Annotated in this window: 14 protein-coding genes; 6 read left to right on the forward strand and 8 right to left on the reverse strand. The window is 72.5% G+C overall.

Annotated elements, in window-relative coordinates:
* Positions 1 to 703: 703 nt before the first annotated feature.
* Entirely contained in the window at positions 704 to 1,705 is a 1,002-nt protein-coding gene (locus tag GA0070617_RS01525; protein ID WP_091432942.1) for a diacylglycerol kinase family protein, read from the reverse strand.
* 124 nt (positions 1,706 to 1,829) lie between these two features.
* Here GA0070617_RS01525 and GA0070617_RS01530 point away from each other — a divergent pair, with 124 nt between their 5' ends.
* Positions 1,830 to 3,119: an adenylosuccinate synthase gene (locus tag GA0070617_RS01530; protein WP_091432945.1), complete on the forward strand. Its 1,290-nt coding sequence runs from the start codon at positions 1,830 to 1,832 to the stop codon at positions 3,117 to 3,119.
* Between the two features lie 45 nt (positions 3,120 to 3,164).
* Complete coding sequence (gene purD, locus GA0070617_RS01535) at positions 3,165 to 4,415, forward strand: phosphoribosylamine--glycine ligase (RefSeq protein ID WP_091432949.1); 1,251 nt, start codon at positions 3,165 to 3,167, stop codon at positions 4,413 to 4,415.
* A gap of 103 nt (positions 4,416 to 4,518) precedes the next feature.
* Here the strand turns inward: purD and nshR are convergent, their stop codons facing one another.
* Positions 4,519 to 5,421, reverse strand: a complete 903-nt coding sequence (gene nshR / locus GA0070617_RS01540; protein ID WP_091432954.1) for an NshR/TsnR family 23S rRNA methyltransferase — start codon at positions 5,419 to 5,421, stop codon at positions 4,519 to 4,521.
* 167 nt (positions 5,422 to 5,588) lie between these two features.
* Here nshR and GA0070617_RS01545 point away from each other — a divergent pair, with 167 nt between their 5' ends.
* The 3 genes from GA0070617_RS01545 (at position 5,589) to GA0070617_RS01555 (ending at position 13,370) form a co-directional block, all read left to right on the forward strand.
* Positions 5,589 to 6,191 (forward strand): OB-fold-containig protein, encoded by a 603-nt coding sequence (locus GA0070617_RS01545; RefSeq protein ID WP_091445727.1) that lies wholly within the window; start codon positions 5,589 to 5,591, stop codon positions 6,189 to 6,191.
* A gap of 104 nt (positions 6,192 to 6,295) precedes the next feature.
* Positions 6,296 to 8,317: an SPFH domain-containing protein gene (locus GA0070617_RS01550; protein WP_091432957.1), complete on the forward strand. Its 2,022-nt coding sequence runs from the start codon at positions 6,296 to 6,298 to the stop codon at positions 8,315 to 8,317.
* Positions 8,310 to 13,370 (forward strand): DNA repair ATPase, encoded by a 5,061-nt coding sequence (locus tag GA0070617_RS01555; protein WP_229688285.1) that lies wholly within the window; start codon positions 8,310 to 8,312, stop codon positions 13,368 to 13,370. The genes GA0070617_RS01550 and GA0070617_RS01555 overlap by 8 nt, the downstream gene beginning before the upstream one ends.
* Before the next feature lie 187 nt (positions 13,371 to 13,557).
* Here the strand turns inward: GA0070617_RS01555 and GA0070617_RS01560 are convergent, their stop codons facing one another.
* Positions 13,558 to 14,010, reverse strand: coding sequence for an SCP2 sterol-binding domain-containing protein (locus GA0070617_RS01560; protein WP_091432959.1), 453 nt, complete (start codon positions 14,008 to 14,010; stop codon positions 13,558 to 13,560).
* 190 nt (positions 14,011 to 14,200) lie between these two features.
* Here GA0070617_RS01560 and GA0070617_RS01565 point away from each other — a divergent pair, with 190 nt between their 5' ends.
* Positions 14,201 to 15,652 (forward strand): HEAT repeat domain-containing protein, encoded by a 1,452-nt coding sequence (locus tag GA0070617_RS01565; protein ID WP_091432962.1) that lies wholly within the window; start codon positions 14,201 to 14,203, stop codon positions 15,650 to 15,652.
* Between the two features lie 45 nt (positions 15,653 to 15,697).
* Here the strand turns inward: GA0070617_RS01565 and GA0070617_RS01570 are convergent, their stop codons facing one another.
* From GA0070617_RS01570 to GA0070617_RS01600, 5 genes are all read right to left on the reverse strand, one after another.
* Positions 15,698 to 16,327: a DedA family protein gene (locus tag GA0070617_RS01570; protein ID WP_091432963.1), complete on the reverse strand. Its 630-nt coding sequence runs from the start codon at positions 16,325 to 16,327 to the stop codon at positions 15,698 to 15,700.
* A gap of 727 nt (positions 16,328 to 17,054) precedes the next feature.
* Complete coding sequence (locus GA0070617_RS01585; RefSeq protein WP_175440714.1) at positions 17,055 to 18,521, reverse strand: adenylosuccinate synthetase; 1,467 nt, start codon at positions 18,519 to 18,521, stop codon at positions 17,055 to 17,057.
* Positions 18,522 to 18,649: 128 nt separating this feature from the next.
* Complete coding sequence (locus GA0070617_RS01590) at positions 18,650 to 19,612, reverse strand: hypothetical protein (protein ID WP_091432972.1); 963 nt, start codon at positions 19,610 to 19,612, stop codon at positions 18,650 to 18,652.
* Between the two features lie 10 nt (positions 19,613 to 19,622).
* A complete protein-coding gene (locus tag GA0070617_RS01595) occupies positions 19,623 to 20,603 on the reverse strand; it encodes a BUD32 family EKC/KEOPS complex subunit (protein ID WP_091432975.1) in 981 nt (326 codons plus the stop codon).
* The gene (locus GA0070617_RS01600) at positions 20,600 to 21,352 is read right to left on the reverse strand and encodes an NUDIX hydrolase (protein WP_091445732.1); all 753 of its coding nucleotides are present in this window, start codon (positions 21,350 to 21,352) and stop codon (positions 20,600 to 20,602) included. The genes GA0070617_RS01595 and GA0070617_RS01600 overlap by 4 nt, the downstream gene beginning before the upstream one ends.
* Positions 21,353 to 21,397: the final 45 nt, after the last annotated feature.

The raw sequence follows: 21,397 nt of genomic DNA on the forward strand, positions 1-21,397 counted from the left end.
CGGCACCTGGTCACCCGATCCCGGATCCGGTGCCGACGCCGCACCCGATCGCGCACCCGATCCTGGATCCGGTGCCGACGCCGCACCCGATCCCGCACCCGATCCCGGATCCGGTGCCGACGCCGCACCCGATCGCGCACCCGATTCCGAATCCGGAGCCGGTGTCGCGGACGGGGATGAGGGCGGGTGGGGGGCAGGTGCGGCGTCCGGGGCCGGAGGCGAGGGCGTAGGTGGAGGCTGGTCGGTCACCTCCGGAACTGCCCGGTGGCGAGCTGTCGGAGCCGGGTCGGCGGCGGGCTCGCCGGGGCGGGCCGGGACCGGTGGACCCGGCGGGACCGGTACCCGTGGCGGGATCGGCGTCCAGCCACCCGTACCGTCGGGTGGGCCGGTCATCGCCCACGGTGCCGGCGTCGTCCCGGTTGCCGGCGGTGGTGGGTAGCTCAGTGACGGGTACGCGTTCGCGCCGGGCAACGGCTCGACCGGCGTAGGGCCCGGATCCGCCCAGGGCTTCCCGGGTACCGCCGGTACGTCGGGCTCCGGTGGCCAGAGCGGCTCGATGTCTCGTTCCGGCACGGGGTGCTGCCCCGGGCCCCGGACCGGGTCGTTGTGGTCAGCCACGTTCCTCCCCCATTCCTCCTGCCGAGGATAGGCTCCCGCCCGCTGCCGGTCCTGCTGACGGCGGCCGATGTGGACCAACCCTGCCTCAGCTCGTCCAGACCGCCCAGGCGCCCGGCTCTGTCCACCAGGAACGTTTCCGGCTCAGCTCCCCCTCAACCCCGTCGTCGAGATAGGGCACCCGCTCGTCACGGGGGATCACCGCCACCGCCCGGCCACGGGCTCGTCGGACCTCCAACCGCACCCGCTTCCTGCCCAACGTCCGCCGGGTGACCACGGGAACGGCCACCGCCACCTCGACCACCCCGTCGGTCGGGTCGGGCGCGGCCAGCAGGGCCACGTCACCGAGGCGCGCGTACCCTCCGGAGTTGCCGACCGCGCAGGCCAGCAGGGGGTCGTCACCGGTGGACAGGACGACGTCGTCCACCTCCACCCGGCCCCGCCACGGTAGCGGCCGACCGGCGTCGTCGACCGCCCCCAGCAGCGCGCCGTCCAGGGTCACCGAACCGCCGTCGTTGCGCAGCAGGTCGAGCCGGCGGGCCGTCCCGTCGAGCACGGCGGTGGCCACCGCCGCCGGGTCACGTGGCAATCCGAGCTGCGCGGCAAGGTCACGGTGCGGGGTGCCCCGGGCCGGATCGAGCGGGAGTACGCCCACCGGTGGCAGGTCCGGCACCGTACGGTTGCCGGCCAGGTCGGCGGGGCGGCGACTGGGCGGTGGGGCGTACCGGCGGACCAGTCGGCGCAGCACGGCGCGCAACTGCGCGTCGCTGGCGGTGGCCACCACGAGCCTGGTCTTGCCGTCCGGGTCGGGCCAGGTGAGCCCGTCCGGTCGGGGCGGCCCGTCGAAGCGGGCGAGTACCGCGTCGATCTCGGCGTCCGAGCGGGCGGTGACGGTCTCCACCCGCGCCCCCCGGGCGGTGAGCGCGTCCGCGCAGGCCAACACCGGCACCCGCGGGGTGGCACAACGCTCGGCCGGCTGCTGCCCGGCGGCGGCGTCGGCGGTCGGGCCGGCGCAGCAGGCTCCGCCGGTGCCGCACCCGCCGGCAGCGTTGCGCTCCGCGTCGAGCGCGAGCAACACCACGTCGTACACGGTAGGGGCCTCCCGCTTCCCGCCACGACCCCTGCTGGCCGTGCCGTCACTACTTGTTAGCCTGGCACCCCGGGCTCGCCAACCGGTCGCCACCTGGCACCCGAGCCTTCTGGAGGCGGAGAAGATGCCAGCGATCGTGCTCATCGGCGCTCAGTGGGGCGACGAGGGCAAAGGCAAGGTTACCGACCTGCTGGGTGAGCGGGTCGACTACGTCGTGCGCTACTCCGGCGGCAACAACGCCGGGCACACCGTGATCACCCCCGACGGGCAGAAGTACGCCCTGCACCTGATGCCCTCCGGGGCGTTGTCGCCGAGCGCGATGATCGTCATCGGCAACGGTGTGGTGGTCGACCCGAAGGTGCTGCTGGAGGAGATCGACGGGCTCGCCGAACGCGGCGTGGACGTCTCCCGGCTGCGCATCTCCGGCGACGCGCACCTGATCATGCCGCACCACCGGGCGCTGGACCGGGTGGTCGAGCGTTACCTCGGCAGCTCCCGGATCGGCACCACCGGCCGGGGCATCGGCCCCGCGTACGGCGACAAGGTCGCCCGGATGGGCATCCGGCTGCAGGACCTGCTCGACCCGGGCATCCTGCGCAAGAAGCTGGAACTCGCGCTGCGCGAGAAGAACCAGATCATGTTCAAGGTCTACAACCGCAAGGCGATCGACGTGGACGCGACCGTCGAGGAGTACCTCGGCTACGCCGAGCGGCTGCGGCCGTACATCGCCGAGACCCGGGTGATGCTCTGGGACGCCCTGGACCGGGGCGACACGGTGCTGCTGGAGGGTGCCCAGGCCACCATGCTCGACATGGACCACGGCACGTACCCCTTCGTCACCTCGTCGAATCCGACGGCCGGTGGGGCGTGCGTGGGGGCGGGCATCCCGCCGACCGCGATCACCAAGGTCATCGCGGTGAGCAAGGCGTACACCACCCGGGTGGGTGCCGGCCCGTTCCCGACCGAGCTCTTCGACGACAACGGCCAGCACCTGCGAAAGGTCGGCCACGAGTACGGCACCACCACCGGCCGGGAGCGCCGCTGTGGCTGGTTCGACGCCGTGGTCGCCCGGTACTCCTGCCGCCTGAACGGGGTCACCGACCTGGTGATCACGAAGCTGGACGTGCTGACCGGCCTGCCCAAGGTGCCGATCTGCGTCGGGTACGAGATCAACGGCGAGCGGTTCGACGACATGCCGATGACCCAGACCGACTTCCACCACGCCACGCCGATCTACGAGGAGCACGACGGCTGGTCGGAGGACATCACCAAGGCCCGTACCGAGGACGAGCTGCCCGAGAACGCGCGACGCTACATCGCCCGGATCGAGGAGATCACCGGTACCCGGGTGAGCGTGGTGGGCGTCGGCCCCGGCCGCGAGGAGAACGTGCTGCGCCATCCCCTGCTCCCCTGACGGGCGTGCTCGGCGGCGTCCGGCCGATCAGTAGGATGCCAGACCGTGCGGGTACTTCTTGTGGGTGGCGGGGGGCGGGAGCATGCGCTCGCGCTCGGCCTCGCCGGTGATCCTTCCGTCGAGCGGCTGATCGCGGCCCCCGGCAACCCCGGCATCGCCGGTGTCGCCGAGTTGCGCCAGGTGGTCACGACCGATCCGGCCGCCGTTGCGGCGTTGGCCGTGGAGGTCGGCGCGGACCTGGTGGTGATCGGGCCGGAGGCGCCGCTGGTCGCCGGGGTCGCCGACGCGGTACGCGCCAAGGGCATCGCGGCCTTCGGCCCGAGCGCCGAGGCGGCCCGGCTGGAGGGTTCCAAGACCTTCGCCAAGGAGGTCATGACGGCCGCGGGTGTGCCCACCGCGCGCTCGTACACCTGCACCGACCCGGTCGGCACGGCCGCCGCGCTTGACGAGTTCGGCCCGCCGTACGTGGTGAAGAACGACGGGCTGGCCGCCGGCAAGGGCGTGGTGGTCACCGACGACCGGCAGGCCGCCCTCGCGCACGCGGCCGACTGCGGTCGGGTGGTGGTCGAGGAGTACCTCGCCGGCCCGGAGGTCTCCCTCTTCGTGGTCACCGACGGCGAGGCGGCCCTCCCGCTCCTGCCGGCCCAGGACTTCAAGCGGATCGGCGACGGCGACACCGGCCCGAACACCGGCGGCATGGGCGCGTACGCCCCGCTGCCCTGGGCGTCCGCCGACCTGGTCGACCAGGTGATGGCGGACACCGTGCACCCGACGTTGGCCGAGATGCGGCGTCGGGGCAACCCCTTCGTCGGGCTGCTCTACGTCGGCCTGGCCATCACCGCCCAGGGGCCTCGGGTGATCGAGTTCAACGCCCGCTTCGGTGATCCCGAGACCCAGGTGGTCCTGGCGCTGCTGGAGAGCCCGCTCGGTGGCCTGCTGCACGCCGCCGCCACCGGTAGCCTCGCCGACCACCCGCCGCTGCGGTGGCGGGACGGCTCGGCGGTGACCGTGGTGGTCGCCGCCGAGGGGTACCCGGGGACCCCGCGCACCGGCGACGCCATCACCGGTGCCGACGCCCCGGGGATCATCCACTCCGGCACCGCTCGCCGGGATCCCGACGGCCCGCTGCTCTCGACCGGGGGCCGGGTGCTCTGTGCCACGGCCACCGGCACCGACCTGGCCGCCGCGCGGGAGGCCGCGTACGCCCTGGTCGACGGGGTGGGGCTGGCCGGTTCCCAGCACCGTACCGACATCGCCCTGGCCGCGGCGCAGGGGCGCATCACGCTGCCCGGGTGATCGCGGGGAACATTTCGGCCCCCGCGTCGAGGACCAGGTGTCCGGAGGTGTCCGACCAGGATCGCAGCCAGCAGCCAGGGAGCCGCACGGGGGCGGACCAGGGTCAGCGGCTCCGGCGGTCCGGGTACGCCGGCTGGGCGGGCCGCCCCGTGCCGCGCGCGCTGGACGACCGGCCGGCCCGAGGCGGCTGCGGCGAGCGCCGCCGGTCGTCGAGGTTCCAGTGGACCCGTTCGTACAGCGCGATCCCGGCGCAGACGGAGACGTTCAGCGACTCCGCAGCCGGGTTGATGGGGATCGACACCGAGTGGCTGGCGATGCTCTCGAAGGAACGTGACGTGCCGGTCTTCTCGCTGCCGAGCAGCAGGGCGAGCTGCTCGTCGGCGTAGCGCAGCTCGCCGACCGCGAGGTCGCCCTCGGTGTCGAAGGCGACCAGCGGGATGCCGGTGCGCCGGAAGTGGGCGATCGCGTCGGCGCGCGAGGCGAGCACGATCGGGAGCGAGAAGACGTAACCCCGGCTGGCCCGGACCAGGCGTCGATCCGCGATGGTGGTGAGGTCGCTGTCCACCAGCACGATGCCGGCGGCGCCGAGCGCGAAGGACGTCCGCACGATGGCGCCGATGTTGCCGACGATCTTCACGCCGTCCAGGACGATGATGTCGCCGGTCGTGCGGGCCAACTCGTCGAAGCTCCACGGCCTGGGGACCCGGGCGATGCCGAACGCCTTGGGTTTCTTGTCCGTCTTGAACAGGTCATTCATGATCGGGGCCCCGACCAGGCGGACCGGAATGTCCCGCTGCCGGCAGGCGGCGAGGACCTCGTCCGGGAGCGGGCTGGTCTCCACCCCGTAGACCTCGGTGAACTCCAGTCCGGCGCGGATGCACTCCACGAGCGGCTCGGCATCCTCGATGAGCACGGTGCGGACGGCGGACCGCGAGTGCCTGGTGACGTCCATGATCCGCTGCACGGCCGGATCCGACCGTTCGGTGATGACGTCGAGGCTTACCACGAAATCGACCCTAACAGAATCGTGATCGACCCCCGTTCGTGGCCGAACGGCCCGGGGGACGCTCCGGACGGTCCGTTCGGCCCCTCGGCGAGGTTGACACCTCGTGTCACGATCATGGCTGAACCGGCTGGTCGTGGCGGCTGGTGCTGACCAGGGAGGGGACGCCGGTGGCCGGGTTCGTCGACGCGGTGCTCGCCTTCCCCACCGTCCTGTTCAGCTTCCTGTTGGTCGTCGTGGTCGGCTACTGGCTGCTGGTGCTCACCGGCGTGTTGGACATCGGTGAGGACGCCGACGCCGACGCCACCGGCGGGCTGCTCGCCTCGGTCGGCCTGGGTGGCCTGCCCAGCGTGATCGTCCTCTCCCTGCTGGTGGCGCTGGCCTGGTTCGGCAGTCTGGCCGGCGGGGTGCTGCTCGACCAGGCCGGCTTCACCGCCGCCACCCGGACCCTGCTGTCGGTGCTGGTGCTGCTGCTGGCCGCCGGGGTCGCCTGGCTGTTGACCCGACTGCTGGTGGTGCCGCTGCGGCGGCTCTTCCCGGCCGGCTCGGAGGCGAGCCGGCACTCCTTCGTGGGTCGGTTCTGTGTGATCCGTACCGGCCAGGTGACCCGGGACTTCGGGCAGGCCGAGGTGACCGCCGAGGACGGCTCGTCGGCGCTGGTCCAGGTCCGGCAGACCGGCACCGAGCAGCTGCGCGCCGGCAGCACGGCCGTGATCTACGAGTACGAACCCGACGGCGAGTTCTTCTGGGTCACCTCGACCGAGCTCGCCTGACCCGCCCCCCTTCCCGACTTCGAGCCCCTGGCACCGACCCCTCGAAAGGAGGATGCGCGGGACCCGCCGGCGTACGCCGGGCCCGGGCCGCCGCGTACTCACCCATGGATGTCCTCACCGCCGGTATCGGCGTACTCCTGGCAGTTTTGCTTCTGGTCGTTTTCGGGGTGGTGCTGCTGGTCAGCCGGCTGTTCCGCAAGGTGGAGCAGGGCAAGGCCCTGATCGTGTCGAAGGTGCGGCGGGTCGACGTCACCTTCACCGGCGCGGTGGTCATGCCGGTGCTGCACAAGGCCGAGATCATGGACATCTCGGTCAAGACCATCGACATCGAGCGGACCGGCCACGAGGGTCTGATCTGCCGGGACAACATCCGCGCCGACATTCGGATCACCTTCTTCGTCCGGGTCAACAAGACCACCGAGGACGTCATCAAGGTCGCCCAGGCCATCGGCACCGCCCGGGCCAGCGACCGGGAGACCCTGCAGGAGCTGTTCAACGCCAAGTTCTCCGAGGCGCTGAAGACCGTCGGCAAGCAGCTCGACTTCGTCGACCTCTACACCAAGCGCGACGAGTTCCGGGACCAGATCATCCGGGTCATCGGCACCGACCTCAACGGGTACAGCCTTGAGGACGCGGCGATCGACTTCCTTGAGCAGACCCCGATGTCGCAGCTCGACGCGGCCAACATCCTCGACGCCCAGGGCATCCGGAAGATCACCGAGCTGACCGCCCTGGAGCACGTCCGGACCAACGAGTTCCGGCGCAGCGAGGAGAAGGAGATCACCCGGCAGAACGTCGACGCCCGCGAGGCCATCCTGGAGCTGGAGCGCCGGCAGGCCGACGCCGAGGCCAAGCAGCGCCGGGAGATCGACACCATGCGGGCCCGCGAGGAGGCCGAAACCACCCGGGTACGGGCGGAGGAGCGGCTGCGGGCCGAGACGGCGAACATCCGTACCGACGAGCAACTCGGCGTCCAGCACGAGAACCGGGCCCGGGAGATCGCCGTCGCGGAGAAGAACCGCGAGCGGGTCATCGCCATCGAGACCGAGCGGATCGAGAAGGACCGCATGTTGGAGGTGATCGGCCGGGACCGGGAGACCGAGCTGAGCACGATCGCCAAGAACAAGGAGGTCGAGGCGGAGAAGCGGTCGATCGCCGAGGTGATCCGGGAGCGGATCGCGGTGGAGAAGACCGTCGCCGAGCAGGAGGAGAACATCAAGCGCCTGCGGGTGGTCGAGGAGGCCGAGCGGACCCGCCAGGCGGTGATCATCCAGGCCGAGGCCGAGGCGCAGGAGGGCCTGGTCAAGGACATCAAGGCGGCCGAGGCGGCCGAGCAGGCGGCGAAGTTCAAGGCCCGCGAGGAACTGGTTCTGGCCGAGGCCCGGCAGCAGGCCGCGGAGCTGGACGCGCAGGCCCGGATCCGGCTGGCCGAGGGGCAGCAGGCCGAAGCCGCCGCCGCCGGCCTGGCCGAGGTGCAGGTACGCGAGCGCGGAGCGGAGGCGATCGAGCGGGTCGGTCGGGCCGAGGCCAGCGTGGAGCGGGAGAAGGCGCTGATCGTCGCCGAGGCGGTCCGCGAGAAGCTCAAGGGTGAGGCCGAGGGTCTGACCGAGAAGGCCGCGGCGATGGCCGCGCTTGACGACGCCACCCGCGAGCACGAGGAGTACCGCCTGCGGTTGGAGCTGGAGAAGGAGGTCCGGCTGGCCGGCCTGGACGCCCAGCGGCACGTCGCCGAGGCCCAGGCGAAACTGGTCTCCACCGGGCTGGAGAAGGCGAACATCGACATCGTCGGCGGGGACAGCGTCTTCTTCGACCGGCTGCTCAGCTCGATCTCGTTCGGCAAGAGCGTGGACGGCTTCGTCGCCCACTCCGACGTGGCCCGCAGCGTGGCCCAGCCGTGGCTGGACGGCAAGGCCAGCTTCACCGACGACCTCTCCCAGGTGCTCGGCTCGCTCAACACCGCCGACGTGCAGAACCTCACCCTCTCCGCGTTCCTGGCCCAGCAGATCAAGGCCGGCGGCGCCAACCAGGGCAAGCTGGAGGAGCTGCTGCGGGCCGCGAAGAAGCTCGGGCTGGACGGCACGCCGGTCGCCGCGCTGAGCGGGTCGCGGCAGCACGCCGGTGAGTGAGCCGGTGACCGGCGCGGCCGGTGCGGACTCCGGGCCTGTGCCCGGCGCCACCACCGCCGCGCCGGCCCCGGCAGCCGACGCCACCGGCCCGGACGGCCCGGCCGGGCTGGAGGCGGGCAGCTACGAGGTGCTCCGGCGGCGGCTCGCCGAGCAGGCAGGTGAGCTGGGTCGCCGGGCGGAGCAGCTCAACGCGCGACGCCTGGAGACTTTCGGCAGCACCGAGTTGCGGCTGACCAGCACCGAGCGGATCCGGACCGCGCACAACTGCGTACCCCGGGACATCGTCTCGGTGGGCGGGCTGATGCTCTTCGGGTACAACGTCTTCATCGGCCTCAAGCCGGAGACGACGGTGGACGACGTCTTCTCCCTGCACCGCTTCGAGCCGGACCCGGCCGGCGGCGGCTACCGGTTCGACGAGGTGGGCCGGACCGAACTGCCGGGGCTGCTGCGGGACCCCCGCTTCGAGCGGGACTTCAACGAGCTGTACCGGTACTACCGGCAGACCCGGCTGTTGCAGCTGCGCCGGGTCGAGGGCCGGTTGCTGGCGGTCTTCCAGACCGGCCCCCGGGTCGACGACGTCCGGGTGCTGCGCTGGGCGGTCGGCACCGACGGCACCGTCGAGTACCTGGACAGTCGGGGCGAACGGGACCACGTCTTCCCGCCCAGCCACGACTTCGAGTGGACCCCGACGGTCCGGGAGCACCACGTGCTCGGCCGGCACCCGCACATCTCCATCGAGGGGGAGGTGTTCGTCGAGACGGTCGGTGGTGACCTCACCGTCAAGGTGGAGGACAACACCGAGACCGGGGAGGGCATCTACCGCGAGCCGGTCGACGAGCCGTTGCAGAGCCTGGCCGACGCCGAGATCGGTTACGCCCGGGTGGGTCCGCTGATCCTGCTGCGGATCCGGCCGTACAAGGAGACCGAGTGGCGGCACCTGGTCTTCAACACGCTCACCCGGCAGGTGGCCCGGCTGGACGGGATCGGGGTGGCCTGCCAACGGCTGCCGGAGGACCACGGGATCATCTTCCCCGGCGGCTACCACCTGGCCACCGGTGAGACGCGGACCTTCGACACCGAGGTCGCCGACCTGGAGTTCGAGCGGGTGGTCCGCTCCACCAACGGCGAGGACGTGCTCTACGTCTTCCACGGCCGGGCGGAGGGCCGGTCGCTGCTGCTGCCGTACAACGCGATCCGCAAGGAGGTGGCGGCCCCGATCCCCTGCCACGGGTTCTCCCTCTTCGACGACGGCACGCTTGTGGTGTTCCGGGCGGTCTCCGAGGAGCCCACCCGGGTCCATCCGATGCAGGTCTGGCAGACCCCGTTCCTCTCCGACAGCTACGCCGCCGCCCAACCCGTGGGGACCGGGCCGCTGGAACGCGTGGGCAACGCCGACCTGGTCCGGGGCATCTCGGACTGCCTCTCGGTGGCGCGTACGGCCGGTGACACCGGGGCGGCGGCCGGGCTGCACGAGTCGCTGATCGCCGCCTGCACCCGGATCTTCGACCACTACCACTGGCTGGCCGACGAGGAGCTGGGCAACCTGGCCGCCCCGCTGGCCGAGGTACGGGCCACCGCCGGTCAGGTGCTCGACGAGTACGAGAAGGTCCGTGCGCTGACCGCGCAGGCGGCCCGGGAGCTGACCGCCACCGCCGAGCAGGTCGCCTCGTTGAGTCGCCGAGTCCGGGGCGAGGCGCCACTGAGCGCCGACGACTGGGTCCGCCAGCTCGCCGGGCTCCGGCAGGCCCAGGGGCACCTGGTGACCGTGGGCGAGCTGCACTACGTCGACCAGGAGCGGATCGCCGAGCTGGCCGCCCGGCTGGACGACGACCTGGCCTACGCCGGCCGGCGGGCGGTGGACTTCCTCAGCCGCGACGACGCCTTCGAGGCGTACCGGTCGGAGGTGGCGCGGCTGGCCGAACGGGCCGCCGCGATCGGCACGGTCGCCGAGGCGACCCCGGTCGGCGACGAGCTTGCCGAGCGGGCCGACGGGCTGCAGACCATCACCGAGGTGGTCGGTGGCCTCGACATCGCCGACGCGACGGTACGCACCCAGATCCTGGCGAGCATCGGCGAGGTGCTCGGCGGGGTCAACCGGGCCCGGGCGGCGCTGGACGGTCGCCGGCGCGAGCTGCGCCAGGCCGAGGGGCGGGCCGGCTTCGCCGCCGAGTTCGCCCTGCTCGGGCAGGCGGTGACCGGGGCGCTGGCGGCGGCGGACACCCCGGAACGCTGCGACGAGCAGCTCGGCCGGCTGCTGTTGCAGGTGGAGACGCTGGAGGCGCGGTTCGGGGAGTTCGACGACTTCCTGGACGAGTTGACCACCCGCCGGGCCGACATCTACGAGGCGTTCTCCTCGCGCAAGCAGGCCCTGCTCGACGACCGGGCCCGCCGGGCGGACCGGATGGTCTCCTCGGCCGAGCGGATCCTGGTGAGCGTGCAGCGCCGGGTCGGCACCCTGGGCACCCTGGACGAGATCAACACCTACTTCGCCTCGGACGCGATGGTGGGTCGACTGCGGTCGGTCGTCGACGAGCTGCGTACCCTCGGCGATCCGGTCCGGGCCGAGGAGCTGGACGGCCGGATCCGGGCCGCCCGCCAGGAGGCCGGGCGCGGCCTGCGGGACCGGCTGGACCTGTACGCCGACGGCGGGGAGACGATCCGGCTGGGGCGGCACCGGTTCGCGGTCAACACCCAGGCGATCGACGTGACCGTGGTGCCGCACGACGGGCGGATGGCCATCGCGGTCACCGGCACCGACTACCGGGCCCCGGTCGTCGACGAGCAGTTCCAGTCCACCCGCCGGTTCTGGGACCAGCTCCTGGTCTCCGAGTCCCCGCAGGTGTACCGGGCGGAATACCTGGCCACCTCGATCCTGGCCGACGCCGAGGCCGGCCGGGGCACCCTGCGGCTGGACGCCCTCCAGGCCGCGGCCCTCGACCCGGACCAGCTCCGCGAGCTGGTCCGGACCGTCGCCGAGACCCGCTACGACGAGGGGTACGAGCGCGGCGTGCACGACCACGACGCGGCGACCATCCTGGGTACGCTGCTGCGCCTGCACGCCGCGGCCGGGCTGCTGCGGCACCCGCCCGCCGCCCGGGCCGCCGCCCAGCTCTTCTGGCGCTTCGGCAGCACCGAACCGGCCCGACTGGCCTGGTCGGCACGGGCGGTCTCGCTGGCCCGGGCGCGGGCCCGGTTCGGCCGGCCCCCGCTCGACTCCGGCCAGGGGGACGCCATCGACCGGTGGCACACCGAGCTGGCCGCCGCGATCGGCACGTTCCTCGGCGAGCGCGGCCTGACCGGGCCGGCCGCCGAGGCCGACCTGGCCGGGGCGTACCTCTTCGAGGAGGTGGCCCAGACACCTGTCGGCTTCGTCACTGGGGCCGGCGCGCGTACCCTGCTCGACCGGTTCCGGCGGGCCCTCGGCGGCCGGCAGTCCCGGTCCAGCCGGGAGTTCGACGACGACCTGCGGGCCGTCGGCGACGACCTGGCCAGCCGGTACCAGCTGGTCGAGGCGTGGCTGACCGCGTTCCTGGCCACCGACGACGGACAGCTCTCCGGCTACGACCTGCCGGAGGCGGTCGCGGTCGAACTGTGCGGCCCGGACCTGCCCCGGCGGGAGACCGGGGCGGCGCTGGCCGGCACGGTCGACGGACTGCTCGGCACCCACCCCCGGCTCAGCGGGGGGCGGCTGGAGCTGCGGCTCGACGAGACGCTGGCCCGGGTCGGCCGGTTCCGCACCGAGCAGGTCCCGGCGTACCGGGACTTCCAGCACCGCCGCAACGAGCTGGTGGCCGCCGAGCGGGACCGGTTGCGGCTCACCGAGTTCCAGCCGAAGGTGATGAGCGCGTTCGTCCGCAACCGGTTGCTGGACGAGGTCTACCTGCCGCTGATCGGCGACAACCTGGCCCGGCAGCTCGGGGCCACCGGGGAGAACAAGCGGGTCGACCAGATGGGCCTGCTGCTGCTGATCTCCCCGCCGGGCTACGGCAAGACCACCCTGATGGAGTACGTCGCCAGCCGGCTCGGCCTGGTCTTCGTCAAGGTCAACGGGCCGGCCCTGGGCTCGCAGGTCACCTCCCTGGACCCGGCCGAGGCACCCGACGCCACCGCCCGGCAGGAGGTGGAGAAGATCTCCTTCGCCCTGGAGATGGGCAACAACGTCCTGCTCTACCTGGACGACATCCAGCACACCTCACCGGAGCTGCTGCAGAAGTTCATCCCGCTCTGCGACGCCCAGCGCCGGATGGAGGGCGTCTGGGAGGGCCGGACCCGCACCTACGACCTGCGCGGGAAGCGGTTCGCGGTGTGCATGGCCGGTAACCCGTACACCGAGTCGGGCAAGCGGTTCCGGGTGCCGGACATGCTGGCCAACCGGGCCGACGTGTGGAACCTCGGTGACGTGCTCTCCGGCCGGGAGGAGGCGTTCGCGTTGAGCTACATCGAGAACGCCCTGACCGCCAACACGGTGCTCGCGCCGCTGTCCACCCGGGACCGTGGCGACCTGGAGCTGCTGGTCCGGCTGGCGAGGGGCGACGACTCGGTCCGCCCGGACCAGCTCAGCCACCCGTACTCCGGGGTCGAACTGGAGCAGATCGTCTCGGTGCTGCGCAAGCTGCTGCACGTACAGCGGGTGGTGTTGACCAACAACCAGGCGTACATCGCCTCGGCGGCGCAGGCCGACGCGTCGCGTACCGAGCCGCCGTTCCAGTTGCAGGGGTCGTACCGCAACATGAACAAGCTGGCCGAGAAGGTCGTCCCGGTGCTCAACGACGCGGAGCTGGAGGCCGTGATCGACGACCACTACGTCGGCGAGGCGCAGACCCTGGCCGCCGGGGCGGAGGCCAACCTGCTCAAGCTCGCCGAGCTGCGCGGTCGGCTCAGCCCGGAACAGGCCCGCCGCTGGGCCGAGGTGAAGGCCGGCTTCCTGCGCGCCCGCGCCCTCGGTGGGGCCGGCGACGACCCGCTGGACCGCGCGGTCGGGGCGCTGGGCCTGCTCGCCGACCGGGTCGGCGGGGTGGAGGCCGCCATCGGCCGCGCCACCAGCCACCCCTGACCCTGCCAAGCCCCCGCCTCCACTCGCCCGGCCACCACCGCCAGTCCCTGGATGTGGTGGCCGGTAGGGCGACCGCCCGCGACTGGTTCGTGGATGTGGTGGTCGGTGGGGCGGCCGCAGGCCACTTGTTCCTGGATGTTGCGGTTGCCGGTCGGCCCGGTGGGGTGCGGTGGGGGCTCGGCGGGGGTCAGGCCTTGGGGATGTCGAACAGGTTGGCGATGTTGGCGGCCAGGCCCAGGTCACCCTTGGCCTTCAGCTTGCCCGTCATGAACATCATCACCGGGTTGGCCGCTCCGGAAACGATCTTGAGGAACTCGACCGGACCCATCGTGAGGCTGAGCTTCGGCTCGTGCTGCGGGGTCTCGTTGACGGTGCAGGTGCCGTCGGCGATGACCACCTCGTAGGAGTCCGTGCCGCCGTCGGGACGGCCACCGATGTTCCAGTGGATCACCGCGTTGGTGTTGCCGGCCTTCTCCGGGCGGAAGATGGTCGGCATCCGTCCGAAGACCTCGCCGAGCACCCTGCCCCGCATCGGGCCCGACATCACCTCGGCGATCTTGGCGTCCGGGGTGGACTTGACCAGCTTGGCGAACTCCTTCGGGCCGTAGTTGGCGAAGGTGGCCGGGTCGAACTCAGTCATGGTGGATGTGCCCTCTCGCGCGCCGTCCGGTCTCGGTTACTCCGGCGTAAACCTACGCACGAGTAGATACCCCCCGCAACCGCTCCCCCCGTGTAAGGAAGGGCCCCCTGTTAACGCATTCTGTATAGGAAGGGCCCCTTCCAAACAGGCATTGGGTGGAACTGTCGGTGGGACGGGTCAGGATGGTCGCGTGCTTGACGGAATCGACGACATCCAGTGGTCACGACTCGGCCACGCCTACGGGTCGGCCGCCGACGTGCCCGACCAGATCCGCGCCCTGCGCTCACCCGAGCAGCCGGTGCGCCAGCAGGCCCTGAACGCGCTCTTCGGCAACATCTTCCACCAGGGCACCCGCTACCAGGCCAGCGCGTACGCGGTGCCCTTCCTGCTCGAACTGCTCGCCGACCCGGACACGCCGGAGCCGGACTGGTTGCTCACCCTGCTCACCTCGCTGGCCATCGGTTACGACGAGAGCTTCCTGCCCGACGGCTTCCCGGTCGGTGAGTGCCGCCAGGCGGCGCGGGGCGGACGGGAGCTGCTCGCCGCCAAGCCACCACCGTGGGTCGGCGAGGACGAGGACGAGGACGACAAGGAGTACGTCGAGTACGAGTACGTCGAGTCGCTGAGCGCGGCGGACCAGGACCGGCTCTGGACGTACGTCGCGTTGGCGGTGTACGACGCGGTCCGGGCCGGCGTCCCGCTGTTCCGTAGCCTGCTCGACCACTCCGACCCCGGGGTACGGGCCGGAGCGGCGTACGCGTTGGGCTGGTTTCCGGAGGAGGCGGCCGGCAGTCTTCCCGCCTTGACCGCACTGATCGCGGGCGGTGGCCGGGCCGAGCGAGTTGGCGGCGTCGACGCCGAACGGCCCGACGGCGCGGACTTCGAACCGTCCGACGGCGCGGAGGTCGAACGGCCCGACGGCGCGGAGGTCGAACGGCCCGACGGCGCGGACTTCGAACCGTCCGGCGGGGCGGACTTCGAACCGTCCGGCGGGGCGGAGTTCGAACCGTCCGGCGGGGTGCGACGGACGCCAGCCGAGGTGGCGACCGCTGTGGTGGCGGCGGGGCTGCTCGGGGCGGCACCGTACGCCGGCCTGCTGGCCGATCCGCGACCCGTGGTGCGCTGGGCAGCGGCCGTCGGGCGGGCCCGGGTGCTGGGCGCGGAGGTCGACGCGGCGACCGTCGACGAGTTGCTGCGGTGGCTGGCCGTCACCCCGGCCGGGTCCCCACACCGACCCGAGACCGACGGTCACGTGCCGTTCCTCGACGGCGACCTGGGCGGGTACGCGGCACTGGCCCTGCGGCAGCTCGGCCCGGCCTACGCCGACCGGGCCTTCGACGCGTTGCTCGACCGGCTGCCCGCCGTCAGCGGAACCGAGGCGTTGCCGGTGGCCACGGAGGCGCTGCGGACGGCGTTCCCGGCCGGCGCACCCCCCACCGGCGCGCCGGTCGCCGAGTTGCTCCCCGATCAACGGCGCCTGGTCGAGGTGCTGGCCCGTTCGCCGCGACCGTGGTTGATCGGCGAGAGCGTCTTCGGCAACTTCAGCTCGTTGCTCCGCGGGTACGGCCTGCCCGCCGACCGGGACGCGATGCGGGCGTATCTTGCCGACAGCGTCGGGGTGGCCGGCGGAGGGCCTGGCTGAGGCCGCACCGACCCACATGGGCGGGGCGGTCCAACCGACGAACATTCAGCGGACGGCGGTCCGGCGGCGGGAGGCTCGGCGGTGGATCCGGCGGCGTAGCCACCTGGCCGCCTCCAGCAGTCCGGTGACGGCCACGGACAGTCCGACGCCGACCAGGATGCCCTTGACCGGGTCGCGTTCGAAGGCCAGCCCGCCGAAGTAGCCGAGCAGCCCGCAGTAAAGGGCCCACAACGTGGCCGCGAGCGCGTCGTAGAGCAGGAAGAAGCGCAGCGGGTAGCGGACCGCGCCCATGGTCAGGGTCACTGCGGTCCGCCCACCGGGCAGGTACCGGGCGGTGGTGAGGATCATGCCGCCGCGCCGGTCCACCGCCCGGCGGGCCCACCGCGACCCGGCCCGCCGTCGGCTCTCTGCCGGTGACCGGTCCAGCCGGCCGCTGCCGCCGTACCGTCCGACGGCGTACGAGAGGTGGTCGCCGGCGAGCGCGCCCAGGGCGGCCAGCACGATTACCCAGGTCAGGTCGGGTGGACCGGTGGCTGCGAAGACCCCGGCGGTGACCACCACCGTCTCCCCTGGGACGGCCGGAAAGACCGCGTCCACCGCCGTGATCACGAAGATCACCAGGTAGACCCAGGGCGAGGTGACCGTCTCCCGGAGCAGGTCGAGCAGCGACTGCATGCCCCCATGCTCGACGGTACGGCTTGACGAATGCCGCGAAACGGTGCTTCTCGGGCTAATGACTGCCTGGTGGTGGCGCTCCTTGACGTAGCCCGAGGCTGGTTCGGGGTCACGGTCCGGATCTTGGAAGAAAAGTGCCCCTATCGGGGCCTCATTCTTCCAAGATCTTCGGCGAAGGGCGAAGGGCGAAGGGCGAAGGGCGAAGGGCGAAGGGCGAAGGGCGAAGGGCGAAGGGCGAAGGGTGAAGGGCGAAGGGTGAAGGGTGAAGGGTGAAGGGTGAAGGGCGAAGGGCGAAGGGCGAAGGGCGCAAGTCTCCCACGTGACCATGGCTGTTGCAGACGCACAGCAGGCATAAAAATGGGGCAAGTCCGGCCCAAACTCCCTTCTGCTCCCCGACCACCCCCCGACCCACCCCCCGACCCACCTGCCCCGTCACCGCCGAAGCGGAACCCGATGTAGATCTTGGACACTTACCGTCCAAATAGAACGGTAAGTGTCCAAGATCTACACCCCGGCCGGGTGTGAAGAGGGCGAGGCGCATCGGCCGTGGGAGGGGGTGGGAGTCGGGGCGTTCTGCGGGTCAGGGTTGGTGGCGGTGACCGGGCGACCGAACCACCCCTGTCCCGTCAGGCCTGGGAGGCGTCGACAGCAGGCGGGGTGATTGGAAGAAAACGGCCCTGGGCCCTGCCGCAGATGCCTCGCAGGCGGGACGTCGGGGGCCGCTCGGCTAGGCGACGGGCGTCGGCAGGGCACGGGCCCATTCGACCTTGCCCTCGGCGGTGGGGGAGTGGGAGGTGAGCACCACCGGTACGTCGAGGGCCACCGACACCGCCTCCGGCCAGTCCTCCGGCGTCCCGGGGTCGTACACCGGACGGGCGTCGAGCAGCCGGGCGGTCAGTGCGGCCTGCCGATCGAGGTCACCGGCCGGACCGGGCACCAGCCGGTCGAAGCCCGGGTCCGGTGCCGAGCCGCCAGGGCGACGGGGCATCAGCGGGTCGAGGGCCCGGCCGGGGACCGGCCCGCCAGGGTCGCCAGGCACCAGCCGCTCGGTGACTGAGCCGTCAGGGGCGACAGGGACCAGCCGGTCGGTGGCCGAGCCGTCAGGGTCGACAGGCACCAGCCGGTCGGTGACTGAGCCGTCAGGGCCGCCGGGGGCCAGTTCGTCGGGCGTACTGTAGCGGCGGCAGATCCGCAGGTCCAGGCCCCGGTCGGCGAGGTCGAGGTGGGTCAGCGCCAGGCCGTCGACGCCGCCGACCACGTCGAGGGCGTACCGGTGGGCGACCGCGTCGAAGTGGCCGAACCGGAAACGCCCCTGCCACGGGTTCGTCGGGTTGTGCGGGTCGGCCAACGGCAGTGTCGGGTCCTCGGTGACCAGCGGACCGGGGCCGTGCCGGGTGGTGACGGTCCGCAGTACGCCCAGCCGCTCGGCCTGCCCGGCCAGCCCGGCCTCGGCCAGTAGCGCCTCGGCGTTGGCGAAGGTGGTGGTGCTCCAGGTGGTGTACGGGTGGAAGCCGTGCCACTCGTCCAGCAGCACCCCCTGCGCCCCCTCGAAGACGCAGGTCCCGGCCCGCAGCACCCCGGCCAGGTACGTCCGGTCGACGATGGTCACCCGCTCGGCGAATCCGGTGAACGCCGGCAGGCAGTCCTCGACCGGCGGGGCGTCCAGCGGCCCCAGTTCGGCGGTGAGCCGGTCGGCCAGCGCGGTGAGGCGACGGCGCAGCACCACCGGGTTGTGGCAGTCGGCGACCCGGGGTGCCTCGTCGGGGTGGCTCAGCGCGTACGCCATGGTCTCGCCCACGCCCAGCCCGCACGAGCCGTGCCGGTCGTCGCCGCGGGCCAGCTCGCGGGCCCGGTTGGCGGCCCGGTGGTACGGGGTGGCCAGCAGCGCCTCGCCGTCTACGGTGAGCCGGTCGAGGGCGTCCGGCACGCCGACGGCGGCCAGGTGCTCGGCCTCGGCGGCCAGGGCCAGCGGGTCCACCACCACCTGCCGGGCCAGGTGGGTCCGCACCCCGGGGCGGAACGTACCCGCCCCGAACTGGGCGAACGTGTGGTGTCGGCCGTCACGCAGGACGACGTTGTGCGCCGCCTGGGCGCCCCCGTTGAAGCGGATCACGGTGTGCACCGGGCGGGTGGCGCAGAGCCAGTCGACCACGGTGCCCTTGCCGGCATCACCGTAGGAGAGGTCGACGACCATGACGTGTCGCCCGCCGGCCCCGATTCCCCCACCGGTCCCGTTCGGGCGGGGGAACCGGGGCCGGCGGTGCCGGTCCCCGGCCCGGCCGGTGCCACCACCGACCGGACCGGGCGTGCGGGTGGTCGGGTTCATAGCCGGGTGACCCCACGGGTCGCCGGGCGGGTCGCCGCCGGCAGCGTCGATGCCACGGTCTGCCGGCCGGCGCGCAGCGGGGCCAGCGCCTTGGAGACCGTCGCGGTGGCCGTCGAGCCGGCCCGGTCCAGGTCCCGCAGGCCCTCCTCCAGCTCGATGGCCTCCTCGCCGAGGCCGATGGTGAGCGCGATGGTCTCGCAGACCGCGTCCAGGTCGTCGAGGGTGACGGCGTTCTGCCCGAGCAGGTCGCGCCAGAAGTCCAGCACCTTCGAGTTGCGGGCGTAGTGGCTGCCGGCGGGGAGCAGGTAGTACGTGTCCCAGCGCTCGGTGACCTCGTCGACGATCCGCCGGACCGGGATGTCCTCGCCGATCCGGTCGCCGATCACCCCGGTCACCTCCCGGTGCTTGACCCCGGCGTACGCCAGCTCGTCGCCGATGATGAACAGGTAGCCGCGTCGGCCGCGCCTGTCCCAGCTGTCGGTGGCCGTGTGCCGGGCCATGAAGTACAGCGCCAGCTCGTACGACTCCATCATCTGGCCGCCACCGCCGCCCTCCAGGACGATCCGGCCGAGGTCTTCGTCCATCCGGTTGTCCGACTCGAACTGCCCTACCTGCAGAGGCACCCGGTCGCAGGTGGCGTCGCCGATCGCGCCGAACATGATCTGCGGGTCGCGGGCGTACCCCTGGCGCTGGAGCAGGCCGAGCAGTTGCGGCAGCTTCTCCTGCAGGGTGCGGGGCACGTGCCCCATCGATCCGGTGACGTCGAAGAGCACCGCGATCGGGGTCGACTGCGGGTGCTCGGCCGAGTCGCGGGCCTCCCGCATGGCGTCCCGGGGGTCCAGCGCCGGGTGGACCGTGCGGGCCCCGCTGTCGCTGTACGAGAAGGCGCTCTTGCCGGCGGCCCGGCGGTACTTCTTGGCCGCGTCGTAGACGTTGGTGGACCAGACTCCGCTGCCCATGGCAGCCTCCTTAGGGGGTGAGGGTGAAGGGTCGGAAGGTGCGGGGGCCGTAGACCCGTTCCAGCACCTGGTCGAACTCGCCCAGCAGGTGCCAGGCGTCGTCGGGCCGGGACCGTAGCTGCCGTTGCTGGCAGCCGCGGGCGAAGGCGAGCAGCTCGCGTGGGGCGCGGCGGCCCATCAGCCAGGTCATGCAGCGGGCCGCCATCGCCAGGTCGGTGCCCGCCCCGGCCGGCTGCCGGTTGGTCACCTCGGCCGGGTACCAGTCGTCGAAGCCGGGGACCAGCGCCGGCACGGTGTGGCCGAGCGGGGTCGAGAAGCACCAGTCGACCAGGACCAGACCGTGCGCGTCCGGCTCGATCAGGACGTGCCGGGGCAGCACCGCGCCGTGCGCGATCCCGGCCCGGTGGGCCAGGCCGAGGGCGACCAGCAACCGCCGCCACATCCAGGCCGCGTCCCGCGGGTCGACCCCGTCCGGGTACGCCTGCCGCACCTCGTCCAGGCTGTGCAACCCGGGTACGGCGGCCAGCACGTTGACCCGCCGTTCGGCACCGGTGGCCGGGTCCCGGTGCCGGAAGCTCTCCACCAGCCGTGGCACGTACGGCAGGTGCCGGGGATCGCCGCGCTCGACGATGGTCTCCAGCGCGTGCACCTCGCGGGCCATCAGGTCGTTGTCGGCCGGGTTCCGGGGCAGCTTGAGCAGCCGGTCCGCCCCGACGTCGTAGAGGTCGGCCAGGTCACCGGCGTGCCGCAGCGCGCCGAGGCGGTAGTCGCCGAGCGGGACACCGCCGGTGCGCTGGGCCTGCCACCTGGTGGTGACCTGGACGAACGCGTCGGTGGCTGTGGCGCGTACCCGGTCGGTGGTGTTGCCCAGGCGGTCGGGGTGCAGGGCCGCGACCAGCTGGCGGTAGCGGCGGGCCGGGTCGTCCGCGCCGAACAGGTCGGCGTCGGTACGGGCGGCGGCGACCAGCCGCAGGGCCTCGTCTGTCCTCACCGGATCGTCTCCTCCCGGGCGGGGCGCAGCAGCGCCGGGTGCAGCAGGCGGGCGTCGCCGGCCCGGTAGAGCCGGGCGCGCGGGCCGCCCCGCGCCCCGCCCCGCTCGGTGCTGGTGCCGGTGCCCTCCACGAAGCCCGGCACGGAGAGCACCTTGCGGTGGAAGTTGCCGGCGTGCAGCTCGTGCCCCCAGACCGTCTCGTAGACCGCGCGCAGCTCGCCGATGGTGAACTCGGGGTCGAGGAAGCGGGTGGCCAGCGGGGTGTACTCCAGCTTGGACCGGGCCCGCTCCAGGCCGTCGTCGATGATCCGGGCGTGGTCGAAGGCGAGCGGCCGGCTGGTAAGCGCGGTCACCGGCAGCCAGGCTGCCTCGTCGGCGTCGCTGCCGGCGGCCGGGTCGGGCAGGTCGGGGGCGAACGCCAGGTGGGCCACGGAGACGATCCGCATCCGGGGGTCCCGGCCGGGGTCGCCGTAGCTGGCCAGCTGCTCCAGGTGCACCCGGCCGAGCCGCTCGCCGCCGAGCCCGGTCTCCTCGGCCAGCTCGCGGCGGGCGCCGGCGAGCAGGTCCTCGTCGGGGTGGACGAAACCGCCAGGCAGGGCCCAGTGCCCGGCGTACGGCGGCTCGGCCCGCCGGATCAGCAGCAGGTGCAGCGCGCCGTCGCGGACGGTCAGCGCGACCACGTCCACGGTCACCGCGACCGCCGGGTACGCCCGGGGGTCGTAGTCGGCGAGAAACTCCTGCTCATTCACGGTACGCACTCCCTCGAAGGCGTTCATCTCGATCTGAGAAGAACT

Source organism: Micromonospora yangpuensis (assembly GCF_900091615.1).
GTDB classification, from domain to species: Bacteria; Actinomycetota; Actinomycetes; order Mycobacteriales; family Micromonosporaceae; genus Micromonospora; species Micromonospora yangpuensis.